This is a genomic window from Micromonospora sp. H61 (genome assembly GCF_018070325.1).
GTDB classification, from domain to species: Bacteria; Actinomycetota; Actinomycetes; order Mycobacteriales; family Micromonosporaceae; genus Micromonospora; species Micromonospora salmantinae.
On record NZ_JAGPXY010000012.1, the window covers coordinates 19,521 to 34,469 of the forward strand.

Annotated in this window: 13 protein-coding genes; 10 read left to right on the forward strand and 3 right to left on the reverse strand. The window is 72.0% G+C overall.

The annotated features are described in order from the left end of the window. Positions 1-87: 87 nt before the first annotated feature. The gene (locus KBX08_RS08750) at positions 88-1,107 is read right to left on the reverse strand and encodes a phosphotransferase family protein (RefSeq protein ID WP_210782224.1); all 1,020 of its coding nucleotides are present in this window, start codon (positions 1,105-1,107) and stop codon (positions 88-90) included. Continuing rightward, positions 1,104-2,177: a LacI family DNA-binding transcriptional regulator gene (locus tag KBX08_RS08755; protein WP_210782226.1), complete on the reverse strand. Its 1,074-nt coding sequence runs from the start codon at positions 2,175-2,177 to the stop codon at positions 1,104-1,106. The genes KBX08_RS08750 and KBX08_RS08755 overlap by 4 nt, the downstream gene beginning before the upstream one ends. Positions 2,178-2,270: 93 nt before the next feature. Here KBX08_RS08755 and KBX08_RS08760 point away from each other — a divergent pair, with 93 nt between their 5' ends. The 9 genes from KBX08_RS08760 to KBX08_RS08800 all read left to right on the forward strand — a co-directional run bounded on the left by KBX08_RS08760 (position 2,271) and on the right by KBX08_RS08800 (position 10,603). Continuing rightward, entirely contained in the window at positions 2,271-2,615 is a 345-nt protein-coding gene (locus KBX08_RS08760; protein ID WP_210782228.1) for a cupin domain-containing protein, read from the forward strand. After that, positions 2,608-3,324, forward strand: coding sequence for a cupin domain-containing protein (locus KBX08_RS08765; RefSeq protein WP_210782230.1), 717 nt, complete (start codon positions 2,608-2,610; stop codon positions 3,322-3,324). The genes KBX08_RS08760 and KBX08_RS08765 overlap by 8 nt, the downstream gene beginning before the upstream one ends. A 165-nt stretch (positions 3,325-3,489) precedes the next feature. Then, on the forward strand, positions 3,490-4,452 hold the full coding sequence (locus KBX08_RS08770) for an ABC transporter permease (protein WP_210782232.1): 963 nt from the start codon (positions 3,490-3,492) through the stop codon (positions 4,450-4,452). A gap of 23 nt (positions 4,453-4,475) precedes the next feature. Continuing rightward, the gene (locus KBX08_RS08775) at positions 4,476-5,480 is read left to right on the forward strand and encodes an ABC transporter substrate-binding protein (RefSeq protein WP_210782234.1); all 1,005 of its coding nucleotides are present in this window, start codon (positions 4,476-4,478) and stop codon (positions 5,478-5,480) included. 43 nt (positions 5,481-5,523) lie between these two features. Then, complete coding sequence (locus KBX08_RS08780) at positions 5,524-6,279, forward strand: ABC transporter ATP-binding protein (RefSeq protein WP_247669117.1); 756 nt, start codon at positions 5,524-5,526, stop codon at positions 6,277-6,279. Between the two features lie 38 nt (positions 6,280-6,317). Beyond that, on the forward strand, positions 6,318-7,469 hold the full coding sequence (locus KBX08_RS08785; RefSeq protein WP_210782239.1) for a Gfo/Idh/MocA family protein: 1,152 nt from the start codon (positions 6,318-6,320) through the stop codon (positions 7,467-7,469). Next, positions 7,466-8,617, forward strand: coding sequence for a dihydrodipicolinate synthase family protein (locus KBX08_RS08790; protein ID WP_210782241.1), 1,152 nt, complete (start codon positions 7,466-7,468; stop codon positions 8,615-8,617). Before KBX08_RS08785 ends, KBX08_RS08790 begins: the two co-directional genes overlap by 4 nt. Then, positions 8,614-9,447, forward strand: a complete 834-nt coding sequence (locus KBX08_RS08795) for a sugar phosphate isomerase/epimerase (protein WP_238688743.1) — start codon at positions 8,614-8,616, stop codon at positions 9,445-9,447. The genes KBX08_RS08790 and KBX08_RS08795 overlap by 4 nt, the downstream gene beginning before the upstream one ends. Continuing rightward, positions 9,440-10,603: a hypothetical protein gene (locus KBX08_RS08800; RefSeq protein ID WP_210782245.1), complete on the forward strand. Its 1,164-nt coding sequence runs from the start codon at positions 9,440-9,442 to the stop codon at positions 10,601-10,603. The genes KBX08_RS08795 and KBX08_RS08800 overlap by 8 nt, the downstream gene beginning before the upstream one ends. Here the strand turns inward: KBX08_RS08800 and KBX08_RS08805 are convergent, their stop codons facing one another. Further along, complete coding sequence (locus tag KBX08_RS08805; protein WP_210782247.1) at positions 10,604-11,563, reverse strand: DUF4034 domain-containing protein; 960 nt, start codon at positions 11,561-11,563, stop codon at positions 10,604-10,606. It lies immediately after the preceding gene. 272 nt (positions 11,564-11,835) lie between these two features. Here KBX08_RS08805 and KBX08_RS34390 point away from each other — a divergent pair, with 272 nt between their 5' ends. Beyond that, positions 11,836-14,907 (forward strand): S8 family serine peptidase, encoded by a 3,072-nt coding sequence (locus KBX08_RS34390; protein WP_210782250.1) that lies wholly within the window; start codon positions 11,836-11,838, stop codon positions 14,905-14,907. Positions 14,908-14,949: the final 42 nt, after the last annotated feature.

Genomic DNA, 14,949 nt, shown 5'->3' on the forward strand with positions numbered 1-14,949 from the left:
CAGGGGCCCCGGACAATCCGTTATCCGCTGGTGCATCTGTGCGGCCTACGTCCGACCACGCGCCCGGGCGGCACCCGCGCCGGGTCGTCAGCCCGAGGCGAGCGCGGCCAGCTCCTCGTCGAGCAGCGCCGCCAGCCGGGCGGACCGCCCGGGATGACTGCGCGCGGTCATCCCGCGGCTGGGCATCTCCACAGTCATCAGCAGGTACAGGTGCAACCGGTAGAGACCGAGCCGGCGGCGTGCCGAGGCGTTCAGCACCAGGGGTTCGGCTGCGTTGGCCTGATAGCCGCGCAGCAGGGGGTGCTCCGGCTCGTCCTCGACCCGTCGGAAGAGCAGCGGCGAGACCAGGTCCAGCAGCGGGTCGCCGTAGAGGAACCGCTCGCCGTCCACCAGGCCGCGCAGCCGCAACCGGCCGTCCCCGTCGGGCGCCGCCAGCACGTTGCCGTCCCAGCAGTCGAAGTGCAGCAGCGCCGGGCGGCGTACCTCGTCGAGCACGTCGGCGTGCCGCCCCACCAGCGCACGCAGGTGCTCCGGGGTCACCGGCAGTCGGACGTCCCAGTCGGCCGCGTCGGCCAGGAGGTCGTCGAGCATCGCGGTGAACGCTGCCCGCCAGGTCGGCCCGGCGGCCCGGTCGCCGTCGTACCCGAACCGCTCACCGGTCACCCGGTGCAACGCGGCGAGGGTCACCCCGAGGTCGTAGCGCGCCGGGCCGTCGTCGACCGCGACCCCGGCCTCGGCCAGGTCGGACAGCGACCGGCCGGGCAGCATCGCGGTGACCAACCACTCGCCGTACGCCGGGTCGGCGCCGCACCGCAGCACCGCGGGGACGGGCACCTGCGGCGCCCGCTGCGCGACGAGCCGGAAGTACCGCTCCTCGGCGGCGCAGAGCCCGCGCTCGTAGCGCAGCAGCGGCGTTCCGGCCGGCGGCGCCAGCTTCAGCACCACCCGACTGTCGTCGTCGAGCAGCGCCCACCAGACCGTGGCGTACCCGCCGCCGGTTAGCGGACCGGCGTCCCGGACCCGGGTGCCCGGCCCGAACGACGCACCGACCAGGTACGCCACATCGGCTCGCGTGAGGGGCCGCTGGGTCGGGCTGGCACCGGTCACGACGTGCTGTCACCTCGCCGTGCGCGTGGCGCGGAACCCGCTGTGGCGCGGGTGGACAGTGGGACGGGACCGGCGGTGTCGCGGCGGACCAGCTCGGCGGGGAGCACCTCGACCCGGGGCGTCGGGGCCCCGACGCCGAGCACCAGGGACATCGCCCGCACACCCATGTCGACAAGGGGCAGCCGCACGGTGGTCAAGGCTGGGGTCACGTCCCGGGCGATCGGCATGTCATCGAAACCCAGCACCGAGATCTGCTGCGGCACTGCCAACCCCCGCGCGCGCAGGGTGGCGAGCGCGCCGATGGCCATCGAGTCGTTGAGCGCCACGATCGCGGTCAGCTCCGGGTCGGCGTCGAGCAGTCGAGCGGTGGCCTCGGCGCCGCCGTCGCGGTCGAACTCGGCGTACCGGATGCGCCGTTCGGGCAGCTCGCGGCCCTGCTCGGTGAGAGCCTGCCGAAGCCCGGCGAGCCGGTCGGTGGTGGTGGTCAGGATGCGCGGGCCGGCGACCACGCCGATCGCCCGGTGCCCCAGACCGCACAACTCCTGCCCGGCGAGGTAGCCGCCGGTCCGGTTGTCCGGCATCACCGCGTCGCCGGAGTGCTCGTGCCGGCCGATCACCGCCACCCGCCCGCCGGTGGCCTCGTACGCGGCGAGCTTCTCGTTGAGCTGCCGGGTGAACGCCTCGTCGTGGTAGCCCGAGCCGGCCAGTATCAGCGCCGCCACCTGGTGGCCGCGCAGCAGCTCCACGTACTCCAGCTCGCGGTCCGGGTCCCGGTAGCTGTTGCAGATCATCAGCAGCCGGCCCTGGTCGGTGGCGACCCGTTGCAGCCCTCGGGTGATCTCGGCGAAGTACGGGTCGGAGACGTCGTGCACGATCACGCCGACCGCGCTGCGGTGCGAGCGGGCCAGCAGTTGGGCGTGCGCGTTCGGCACGTACTGCAGCTCGGCGACGGCGGCGAGCACCCGTTCGCGCAGCTCGTCGGTGACCGGCTTGCTGCTGCCGTTGATGACGCGGGAGGCGGTGGCGGGTGAGACGCCCGCCCGGCGGGCCACATCGGACAGGGTCGCCATGGCCCGCCCCCTCGATCTGTTGACGGCGTTTCGTCGTGCCGGCTAGCGTCACCGTACCGCAGAGAAAGCCCTTTCCCGCAGGGAGGCCCGGCCGTGTCCGAACGCTTCGCGGTACTTCAACTTGATGACCTTCCCGCCCGGCGCTGTTCGTGTGGGACCACCCGCCGGGGTTTCATCGCCGAGAGCGAGGGCCAGGCCAGCGTGCATCTGCTCCAGGTGCAGGACGCGGTGACGCACCACCACCGGATCGCCACCGAGTACTACGTCGTGCTCGCCGGTGAGGGCGAGATCGAGCTGGACGGGGTCCGTCACCCGGCTCGGCCGATGTCCGCGTTCCTGATCAAGCCGGGCTGCCGGCACCGGGCCATCGGCGACCTCACAGTGCTGCTGGTGTCATTGCCGGCCGCTGACGACACCGACGAGTACTTCGATGCGTGATCGGTCGGCGCCGCTGCCCGGCGGGGTCGGGGTGTCCCGGCTGCGCGTCTACGACACGGTGGCCCCGGACGGTCTGGTCGGCGGCACCCCGCACGTGCACCTGTGCTGCACCGAGGGGTACGTGGTGACCGGCGGCGAGGGTGCGGTGCAGACCCTCACCACTGCCGGGTACCGGGAGACGTCGCTGCGGCCGGGGGTGGTGGTCTGGTTCGAGCCGGGCACCGTGCACCGCCTGGTCAACACCGGCGGGCTGAGCATCGTGGTGCTGATGCAGAACAGCGGCCTGCCGGAGGCCGGCGACGCGGTGCTGACCTTCCCACCCGAGGTGCTGGCCGACCCGGCCGTGTACGCCGCCGCGGCGGCGTTGCCCGACGGGGGAGCGCCGGGTGCGGACGTGCACGCCGCGTACCGCCGTCGGGATCTGGCGGTGACCGGCTTCCAGGCGCTGCGCTCCGGTGGGCCGGCGGCGCTGGCCGCGTTCCACGCCGCCGCGGTAGCCCTGCGCCAGCCGCTGCTGGCGCGGTGGCGGCAGCGGTGGGAGGCCGGCGCGGGCCGTGCCGCCGCCGACACCGCCGCGCAGCTCGACGCCCTGGAGCGGGGGGATCCCGGCCACCTGGGCGACGCCGGCGTGTACGCGGTGAACGAGCCGGTCGAGCGGGGCCGGTTGGGCATGTGTGGCCTCCTCGACACCTACCCGGCGGCCGGCTGAGCGTCCCTTCGGGACACCCGTCGGGCGGTGAGGCATCGGTGGAAACAGATCGAGGAAAGGCCTTGCCCGGCGTGAGGGTGCCGCCTACGCTCCAGGAAAGCGTTTGCCTGATCCGCCGACCGGCCCGGTCCCTGGGCGTCGTGCCGGGCCCCGAGGAGGTTCCGCGTGACCGAGAACTCTTTGGACACGGCGGGCCGGCAGGCCGCCGCCGACGAGGCGAGCGGTGCGCAGGCAGCCGCTCCCACCCCCGGTGCCCCCCATGCCGTCGACGGCCGGTCTCCGTCCACTGTGGTTAAAGCGCCGCCCGACGGCGCGCGTCCACCACGTCGCACGCTCGGTCGCCGGGCGGTGACCTTCGCCGACTCGCTCTGGCGCCCGGCGCTTGTGCTCGCCGTCTTCTTCGCCGCCTGGTGGTTCGTGGCGGCCCGCGAGTACGTCCCGAACTACCTGGTGCCCACCCCCGGCCAGGTGTGGGAGACGATGACCACCCAGTGGTCCGAGCTGGCCCGGCACACCCTGGTGACCCTCTACGAGACGGTGCTCGGCTTCGTGCTGGCCGCCGCGTTGGGTCTGGTCACGGCGGTCGCCATCGCCTACTCCCGCACGCTGGACAAGGCGCTCTACCCGATCGTCCTGTTCGCACAGGTCATTCCGAAGATCGCCATCGCGCCGCTGCTGGTGGTCTGGTTCGGCCTCGGCCTCACCCCGAAGATCATCCTGGCGGTGCTCATCGCGTTCTTCCCGGTGGTCATCTCCGGCGTGGCCGGGCTGCGCTCCACCGACCCGGAGCTGCTCGACCTCGCCGCCACGATGGGCGCCGGGCCGTGGCGCACCTTCCGCAAGATCCGCTTCCCGAACGCGTTGCCGCACCTGATGGCCGGCCTGAAGGTGGCCGTCACCCTCGCCGTGGTCGGTGCCGTGGTCGGTGAGTTCGTCGGCGCCAGCGAAGGGCTCGGCTACGTCCTGTTGCTGGCCAACGGCAACCTCGACGCCCCACTGCTGTTCGCCGACCTGATCCTGATGTCGGCCATCGGCATCGTCCTGTTCGTCCTGGTCGAGATCGCCGAGGCACTGCTCATTCCGTGGCACGCCAGCCGCCGAGCCGGCGTGTCCCTCACCACCTCCTGACCGACCCCATCACGGAGGCACCGATGAAACGCACCGCCACCACCATCCTGGCCACCGCCGCCCTGCTCCTCGCCGCCACCGGCTGCGGTGGGGACGACCCCGGCGGCAGCACCAACGCCGACGGCAGCAAGCAGGTCACCCTCACCCTCAACTGGGTGCCCTACGGCGAGCACGCGCCCTTCTACTACGGCCTGCAGAAGGGTTACTACTCCGCCGAGGGCATCGACCTGAAGATCCTGCCCGGCAACGGCTCGGGCAACACCGTCAAGCAGGTCGCCCAGAAGCAGACCGACTTCGGTTGGGCGGACAGCCCGGTGCTGCTCAAGTCGGTGGCCAGCGGCATGCCGGTACGCAGCCTCGGCGCGTACCTGGAGAAGGGTCCCTCCTCGGTGGAGTTCTTCACCGAGGAGAACATCAAGACCCCGGCCGACCTCAAGGGCAAGACCGTCGGCGGCACTCCCGGCGACGCCCTCTACGCGACCTTCCCGGCCTGGCTGGAGAAGAACGGCCTCAAGAAGGACGACGTCAAGGTGGTCAACGTCGACGCCGCCGGCAAGATCGCCGCCCTGGCCGAGGGCAAGGTCGACGCCATCATGGGTTTCTTCCACGACCAGGCCCCCACCATCGAGAGCAAGACGGGCAAGAAGGTCGACGTGCTGCTCTTCGCCGACTACGGGATGAACCTGCTCGGCACCGGCCTGATCGCCAACACCCAGACCCTGCAGAAGGACCCGGAGCTGGTCCGCAAGTTCGTCCGGGCCACCCAAAAGTCCTGGGCCGACGCCGCCCGGGACCCGGCCGGCGCGGTGAGCGCGATGACGGCTCTGGCCGAGAACGAGCCGGCGCCCGAGGTGCTCACCAAGCAGCTCACGCTCAACATGCCGCTGATCGGCGCGGACGGCCCGCCCGGGGTGAACACCGAGGCCCAGTGGACCGAGACCATCGACCTGATGTCCCGCTACGCCGAGCTGAAGGACCCGGGAGCGCCCAGCGCGTACTGGGACTCCTCGTACGCGGCGCAGGGGTGACCCGGTGACCACCGCGCCGGCAGCCACCGGCACCGCCATCGGGATGTCCGGGCTGACCGTCCGGTTCACCACCCGACGGTCGCAGACCACAGCGTTGGACGACGTGTCGCTCGACATCGAGCCGGGCGAGTTCGTCACGATCGTCGGCCCGTCCGGCTGCGGCAAGTCCACCCTCCTGAAGATCGTCGCGGGATTGGTCAAGCCGACCAGCGGTGACGTGTCGCTGCTGGAGCGCCCGGTGCGCGGCCCGCAGAAGGAGATCGGCTTCGTCTTCCAGAAGGCCGCGTTGCTGGAGTGGCGCGGTGCGCGGGCCAACATCCTGCTCCAGGCCGAGATGCGCGGCATGGACCGGGCGCAGGCGGCCCGCCGCGCCGACGAGCTGATCGAGATGACCGGCCTGACCGGCTTCGAGAAGGCGCTGCCACACGAGCTGTCCGGCGGCATGCAGCAGCGGGTGGCGCTCTGCCGCGCGCTGCTGCACTCCCCGCCGGTGCTGCTCATGGACGAACCGTTCGGCGCCCTGGACGCACTGACCCGCGAGCAGATGAACGCCGAACTGCACCGGATCTGGCGGGAGACCGGGACCACAGTGGTGCTGGTCACCCACTCCATCGCCGAGGCGGTCTTCCTCGGCACCCGGGTCGTGGTGATGAGTCCCCGGCCCGGCCGGATCATCCGCACCTTCCCGGTCGAGCTGCCGGCGCACCGCGACTACGCGCAGGTGATGTCGGATCCCCGCTTCGACCGGCTCGCCACCGACCTGCGTGGGTTGCTCGGCAGCGCGGCCGCCAACCACTGAGCGCGGATCGGCACGACCAGCACGACGGAAGGAACACCATGACCCGCAGGTCGATCGGCATCATCGTCAACGGCGTGACCGGACGGATGGGCTACCGGCAGCACCTCGTCCGGTCGCTGCTGGCCATCCGCGAATCCGGCGGTGTGGCGTTGGCCGACGGCACCACCATCTGGCCGGAACCGGTTCTGGTCGGGCGCAACGAGACGAAGCTCCGGGAACTCGCCGAGCGGCACGGGCTGACCGACTGGACCACCGACCTGACCTCCGCGCTGGCCCGCGACGACGTCGAGATCTACTTCGACGCGCAGGTAACCCAGCAACGGGAGAAGGCGATCCGGCAGGCCATCGAGGCCGGCAAGCACATCTACACGGAGAAGCCGCTGGCCGAGGACACTGCGGCGGCCCTCGACCTGGCCCGGGCGGCGGACGCGGCCGGCGTCCGCACCGGTGTCGTGCAGGACAAGCTCTTCCTGCCCGGTCTGCGCAAGCTCAAGCGCCTCATCGACGGCGGCTTCTTCGGCCGGATCCTGTCGGTACGCGGCGAGTTCGGGTACTGGGTCTTCGAGGGCGACTGGCAAGCCGCTCAGCGGCCGTCGTGGAACTACCGGAGCGAGGACGGCGGCGGCATCGTGGTCGACATGTTCCCGCACTGGCACTACGTGCTGGAGGAGCTGTTCGGCCGGGTCACGGCCGTCTCCTGTGTGACCGCCACCCACGTGCCCGAACGGGTCGACGAGGCCGGTCGCCCGTACGCGGCCACCGCCGACGACGCCGCGTACGCCACTTTCGAACTCGACGGCGGGGTGATCGCGCAGATCAACTCGTCCTGGGCGGTGCGGGTCTACCGCGACGAGCTGGTGGAGTTCCAGGTCGACGGCACGGAGGGCAGCGCGATCGCCGGCCTGCGCAACTGCCGGGTGCAGCACCGGGCGGTCACCCCGAAGCCGGTGTGGAACCCGGACCTGCCGGCCACCGAGGACTTCCGCGCCCAGTGGGCCGAGGTGCCCGACAACGAGGAGTTCGACAACGGCTTCAAGGTGCAGTGGGAGGCGTACCTGCGGCACGTGGTGGCCGGCGAGCCGTTCCGGTGGGACTTCCTCGCCGGCGCGCGCGGCGTGCAGCTCGCCGAGCTGGGGCTGCGCTCCGCCCGCGAGGGTGGCCGCATCGAGGTGCCGGAGCTGCGCTCATGAGCGCCGAGGTGGTGCTGCCCGGTGGACGGCGGCACCGGATCGCCGGCGGGAGCGGCTTCACCCGACCGGCCGCGCCGGCGAGCAGCCGGATCGCGTACGCCGCCGCGCACGTCGTCGCCGATCCGGGCGCGGAGAACGTGCCGGGCGCCCCGGCGACGGTGGACTGGGACACCACCCTCGCCTTCCGGCGGCATCTCTGGTCGTACGGGCTGGGGGTCGCCGAGGCGATGGACACCGCCCAGCGGGGGATGGGGCTGGACTATCCGGCCACCCGGGAGCTGATCCGGCGCAGCGCCGCCGAGGCCCGCGCGGTCGGCGGGCGGATCGTCGCCGGGGTCGGCACCGACCAGATGCCGGTCGGCCCGGCCACGCTGGCGGCGGTCACCGCCGCGTACGCCGAGCAGCTCGACGACGTCCGCGCCGCCGGCGCCCGGCCGGTGCTGATGTGCAGCCGGCACCTGGCCGCCGCCGCACGCGGCCCGGAGGACTACCTGCGGGTGTACGACGAGCTGCTGAGCGCCGCCGACGAACCGGTGGTGCTGCACTGGCTGGGTCCGATGTTCGACCCGGCGTTGACCGGCTACTGGGGTGCTGTCGACCTCGACCTGGCCGCTGACACGGTGATCGAGCTGATCAAGGCGCACCAGTCCACAGTGGATGGAATCAAGGTGTCGCTGTTGGACGCCGACCGGGAGGTCGCGTTGCGCCGCCGCCTGCCGGCCGGGGTACGCCTCTACACCGGTGACGACTTCCACTACCCGGAGCTGATCCGGGGTGACGAGGTGGGCCACTCCGACGCGCTGCTCGGGGTGTTCGCGGCCATCGCGCCGGCCGCCGCCGCCGCGCTGGCCGCCCTGGATCGGGGCGACCTGACGGCGTACGACGAGATCTTCGGGCCCACCGTGCCGCTGGCCCGGCACCTGTTCGCGGCGCCGACCTGGCACTACAAGACGGGGATCGTGTTCCTGGCCTGGTTGGCCGGGCACCAGGACCATTTCACGATGGTCGGTGGCGCCCAGTCCGGTCGGTCCCCGGCGCACCTGGCCACGCTGCTCACCCTGGCCGACGCGGCCGGGCTGCTGCCCGACGCCGACCTGGCCGCCGCCCGCGCCCGAGCGCTGTTCACCGTGGCGGGGGTGGCCCAGTGAGCGGCGAACTCACGGTCGGCAGCGCCGACGGGCTGCGGCGCTTCTCGTTCAACCAGGCCACCGCCCAGCGCTGGCCGCTGCCCGAGGTGGTGGCCGGGTGCGTCGCGGCCGGTGTACCGGGCATCGGCCTGTGGCGGGAGCCGGTGGCCGAGTACGGGTTGGCCCGCTCGGCGAAACTGGTCCGCGACGCCGGTCTCGCCGTCACGTCGCTGTGCCGGGGCGGGTTCTTCTCCGCCGACGACTGGCGCGCGGAGAACCTGCGGGCCATCGAGGAGGCCGCCGCCCTCGGCGCTCCGGAGCTGGTGCTGGTCTCCGGTGGGCTGCCGGCCGGCAGCCGGGACGTCGACGGCGCGCGGCGTCGGGTCGCCGACGCGATCGGCGAGCTGGCCCCGCACGCCGAGGCGGCCGGGGTACGGCTGGCCATCGAGCCGCTGCACCCGATGTTCGCCGCCGACCGGTGCGTGATCGCCACCCTCAACCAGGCGCTGGACATCGCCGAGCGGTTCGACCCGGCGGTGGTCGGCGTGGTCGTCGACGCGTACCACGTCTGGTGGGACGACACGGTGTACGCGCAGATCGCGCGGGCCGCCGCCCGGATCGCCGCGTTCCAGGTCTGCGACTGGGTGACCCCGCTGCCCGAGGGGGTGCTGCTCGGCCGGGCGTTGCCCGGTGACGGCTGCATCGAGCTGCGTCGGCTGCGCGAGGCGGTGGACGCGGCTGGCTACGTCGGCCCGATCGAGGTGGAGGTCTTCTCCGCCGAGGTGTGGGCGCGTCCGGGCGCGGAGGTGCTCGACGCGGCGATCGCCGGCTACCTGCGCCACGTTGCCTGACGTCTCGGAACGGCGGTGGACGGCGGCGGTCGGCGCCTGGCTGGGCATCGGCACCGCACCCGCCACGCTGGTGCTCGGCGCGGCGATGGCCGCCCGACATGGCGGCGCGGTGCCGGTGGCCGGGCTGCTGGTCGGCGGGGCGCTGATGACGGCCCTGCTCTGGGGGCAGGGCCGGATCGGGCTGCGCCGGCCGCTCGGCGACGGCGGGACGTTGACCGCGGTGCTGCCCGCGTACCTGGGGGACACCTCGCGGCTGCTGCTGGCGGCGGTTCTGGCCGTGTCGATGATCGGTTGGAACGGGTTCAACGTCGGGCTCGGCGGGGCCTCGCTGGCCGCGTTGACCCACCTGCCGGGCTGGGCCGGGCCGGTACTGCTGGAGGTGGCGGTCCTCGCCGTCTCCTGGGCGCCGGCCCGGCTCGGCAACCGGGTCGCGGTGGTCACCACGCTCAGCGCGGTGGTGCTGGTCGGCTGGTGCCTGACAGTGCTGCCACCACCCGGTGCACCGGTCCGCCTCGGCGGCGGCGGGCTCGCCGACGCCGCCGCGCTGATCGGGTACGCGGCCGTGTTCGCGCTGCGCGCACCGGACTTCAGCGTGGGCCTGTCCCGAAGGCGGGACCTGGCCTGGTGCGTGGGGCTGCTGATCGGGCCGGCGCTGCTCGGGGTGCTCGCCGGGGCCGGCCTGTGGCTGCGGACCGGCTCGGCCGACGTGGTCGCGCTACTCGCCACCGGCTCGGGGCTGGCCGCGTACGCGAATCTGTTCGTCGCGGTGGCGGTCTTCGCGGCGGCGCTGACCACCACGTACTCCGGTTCCCTGGCGTTGCGTGGTCTGGCTCCCCGCCTGCCGGCGCGGGCGGCGATGCTGCTCGTCGCGGTGCTCGGCGGCATGTTGGCGGTGGCGCGGTTCGACCGCCTGGTGCTGCCCTGGCTGACCCTGCTGGCCGCCGCGTTACCGGTGCTGGTGGTGCCGATGGCAGTGGAAGCGGCGGCCCGTCGGCGCGGTCGTGTCCCGCGTACCGTGCCCGCCTGGTGCTGGATGCCGCCGGCGCTGCTCGCGGTGGCCTGCACGCTTGCCGGGGTGGGTGTCGCCCCGCTGCTCGGGCTGGCCCTGGCCGCGGCGTGCACTGTGCTCTGGCGGCGACGCGCAGACGTGCTCTAGCTAGTCGCTCCGGTTCGTGGCCACCCAGTCGCGGGAGGCGGTGAACTTCTCGACCGGGTCGCCGAGGACCGACCACGGCCACTCGGTGACCATCCCGTCGAGCAACGCGAACACGTGCGCGGCCGCATCGAACTCCTCGGCCAGTTCGAAGGTCAGCGCGAAGATCGCCAGCCGTGGCGCCCAGCCGGGACCGGCGGGAACGTAATCCGGGTGGAAGATCGAGTTTTCCGCGGCGGTGAGAAGCTCGGCGCGGACCTCGTCCGAGTCGAAGTACGCGTTGCCCTCTTCTACGTCGGTGGCCTCCCACCTCTCGAAGTGGGCGACGGCCACCAGTTCGTGCAGGAGGCTGTTGGGCCCGGCCGCCGCGGCGGCGCTCCGCGCGAAGTCGAACATCTCCTCGTGGCTGCCGGACCACTTCTTACACAGATACTGCAACCGCTGCTCGTGCGCGACCACGTGCCCCGGGTGGAGTCGCGTCACCGCCTCGAAGCGTTGCTGAGCCTCCGCCGCCCCGATGCCCAGGCCCCGGGCGCTGGTGACCAGCCAGGCTCGTGCGGTGACGTTGTCGGGTTCCTGGGCGAGCACCTTCTCCAACATCGCCTCGGCGTAGTGCAACCGCTCGTGGAACGCCTTGAACTGGGCAGCGGCGGTGTACTTGGCCCGCTTGCCGCCACGTGCCTCCCACGCCCAGTGCACCGCGTGACAACCGGCGACCAGCACGGGCAGCGTCGACTCGGGCTCGGCGTCGATCCAGTCGCCGATCCAGTCCTGGATCCCGTCGACCCCGCCGACCGCTTCCATGAGGAAGGCCATCTCGTCCGGATCGGCGGCCATGGTGAGCAGTTCCCGGGCGAACTTCCACCTGCGCTTCTCCAACGCCCGGATCAGGGCCTTCCGGTGCGGGTCACCGTAGGTCGGGTCCAGTGCCGGGGCCTTTGACCGCTTGATGAATGACCACATGCCACCGAACCCCCATGTCGTACGCCAGGTGGCCGCTGATACTAGATGATCACGCGGCCTGCGGCTGACCGGTGCGCGCGCCTCAGCGGTGGCGGAGCCGACTCGTGGGGCTGGGCGGCATCGCCGAGGCGTTGTGATCTTATACGCACCAGTGATCCGTAACACCGCGCAAATCTTCGATTAACCGTCGTGGACTTGGGTGGGGGAGCGCTCCCAGTGCGGGTCGCGATCGATGAGAAACGCTCCACAAGGGAGCAACCGAAAGGAGCCTCGTGGCTACAGGCACGAGCGGAAACAGGCTGCGAAGACTGGCGATACCTACGCTGGTCGTCGCGCTGATCACCGGCCCCACCGGTGTAGCGGGAACGGCGGCGGCGGCACCCGCGGGGTCGTCGGGTAACGGCAGTGGCGCCGGCTACTTCACCGCCGGGTCCGACAAGAAGGTCACCCTGACCGACGGGGCGGACCGCCGACCCGGCGGCGACCGTGCGGCCACGCCGAAGGCAGCCGTCGACGAGACCGGCTCCGGCATGTACGTCGTCGAGTTAGCCGAGGACCCGTTGACCACGTACACCGGTGGGGTGTCCGGTCTGGCCCGGACCCGCCCGGCGGCGGGTAACCGGCTGGACGTGACGTCGACGCCGTCGCAGGCGTACCGCCGGCACCTCGACACGCAGCGGGGCTCCGTCGCCGCCGCGGCCGGGGTCACTGTCAACGCCGTCTACACCACCGCCTTCAACGGGTTCTCGGCGAAGCTGACCACCCAGCAGGTGAGCACGTTGCGGGCGGACAGGCGCGTCCGAGCCGTCACCGCCTCGCGGGCCCTCGGCACTCCCTCGGCGCCGCCCACAGCGACCACGGCGACCGCCGCCAACCCGACGCCCGCCACCCCGAGTGACGCGGACCAGTCGGCGCCGACGGACCGCTCCGGCCGGCCGGCCAAGCCCGGCCCCGGCACGGGCGCGGGCATGGTGATCGGCGTCCTGGACACCGGCATCTGGCCGGAGAGCGCGTCGTTCGCCAAGAAGATGCCCGCTCCCGCGAACTGGCACGGCACCTGCCAGGCCGGTGTGGCCTTCGTGGCCGAGCACTGCAACGGCAAGATCGTCGGTGCCCGGTACTTCGCCGACTCGTGGCTCGCCGGCGGTGGCTCGGTGCCCGAGGGCGAGTTCCTGTCCCCCCGCGACGCGTCCGGGCACGGCACCCACACCGCCTCCACGGCGGCCGGCCTGCCGATCTCGAACGTCACGATCGACGGTCGCCGCTTCGGTCCCGTCACCGGGGTGGCGCCGGATGCCCAGATCGCCGTCTACAAGGTGCTCTGGGGTGGCATGGGCTACGACGCCGACATCATCGCCGGCATCGACGCGGCCGTCGCCGACGGCGTGCAGGTGCTGAACTTCTCGATCGGCTCGCAGCTCGGCGACTGGGAGGCCAACACCCCCATCGGCGTGGCGTTCCTCAACGCCTCGCTGGCCGGGGTCTTCGTCGCGGCGTCAGCCGGCAACACCGGCATCGTGAGTGGAGCCATCAGCAACGCGGCACCCTGGGTGACCACTGTCGGCGCGGCGGTGACCAAGCTCGACGAGGCCACCGCCAAGCTGGGCGACGGCACGAAGCTGGTCGGGGGCTCGCTGGACGCCCTGCCCGGCGGTGGCGCACGGTCGCTGGTCTTCGGCGAACAGGCCGGCTCGCCCGATCTGGGCGCGGTCTACTGCGAGCCCGGCAGCCTGGACCCCGCCAAGATCAAGGGCAAGGTGGTTGCCTGCGCGCTGTCCGACATGTTCGGCTCCGCCGCCGAGATCAAGGCCAAGGGCGGGGCGGCGATGGTGGTGTTCGACCCGGTCGGCAACTACCGGATCAACTCCATCTTCAACTTCCCGGTGGTCTACCTGCCGACCGAGAAGCAGGCCGGCACGCTGTTCAACTACCTGATGCGCCACCCCACCGACGCGACCGTGTCGTTGCGCACCGGCGGTGACGGCTCCAGCGTCCCGGGCATACCGAGCGTGGCGGACTTCTCCTCCACCGGCCCGGACAAGGTGACCCTCGGCGTCTTCAAGCCGGACCTGGTCGCGCCCGGGTCGAACATCATCGCCGCGGTCTCACCAGCGGGCAACTTCGGGCGACAGTACGACGCGTACTCCGGCACCTCGATGGCCTCGCCGTACGTGGCCGGGGCGGCGGCGATCCTGCGCGCCACCCACCCGGACTGGTCACCTGGCGCGGTCGCCTCCGCGCTGCGCACCACCGCCACCGACACCGTCGGCACCAGCAACCCCCTGGAACAGGGCAGCGGCTTCATCAATCTGCCCCGGGCCACCGACCCGGGACTGGTCATCGAGCCCACGGCGGCGGAGCTGATCGAGTTCAGCGAGACGACCGAGCCCGACGGCAAGGCACTCAACCTGCCGGCCATCTCGTTGCGCGAGTACGACGGGACCCGCCCGGTGACCCTCACCCGCACCCTGACCAACGTGGGCAAGGCGCGGGAGACCTACCGTTCGTCCGTGTCCGGTCTGCCCGGCATGAAGGTCACCGTGTCGCCGGCATCGGTGACCCTGGCGCCCGGCAAGTCCGCGACGGTCACCATCACGCTGCGTCGGGGCAGCGCCCCCTGGGACCGGTACGTGACCGGGTCGATCACCTGGCAGGGTAAGGCGCACAGCGCCCGGATACCGGTCGCCGCCCGTCCGTGGGGCATCGCGGCCCGGCCGTACGCAGACGACGGCGAGGAGTTCGCCCGGATGGCCAACGGCGCCTTCGGCATGGTCCAGCCGGGCTTCACCGGCCCGCTCGTCGGTCGCAGCACCGGTTACACCCCGATGCGGCGCACGTCGTACTCGATGCCGGCCGGCGTCTACGGAGGAGTGTTCGACCCGAGCGCCACCGGAGTGAAGAAGGTCGACTTCACGGTGCCGGCGAACACCGCCGGCATTGTCGTCGAGGCCAACACCGCCGATCCGAACACGAACCTCGATCTCTACCTGTACAAGGGCGACACCCTCGTCTACAGCAGTGACAGGTTCTGGACCAGCGCCGAGCAGGCGTACAAGTTCCTGCCCGAGCCGGGGCGCTACACCGCGTACGTGTTCGCACAGTACCCAGGTGGTCCCGTCGTCGACTTCGAGCTGGGCCACGCCATCATCGGCCGTAACGCCAAGTATTCGGGTGCCACCCTCACACTGCCCTCCACCTCGGAGCGCGGTCAAGGCTTCAACTTCACGCTGAAGCCGAACAAGCCGCTGGCCGAGGGTGACTTCTGGGCGTACACCGAGTACAGCACCAACGGCACTGTGGTCCCCGGCAACCTCGTCTACACCCAACAGAGTTCCTGGCAGTAACCGTTCATGATCGGTGGGGCGGTGCCGACGTGCACCGCCCCA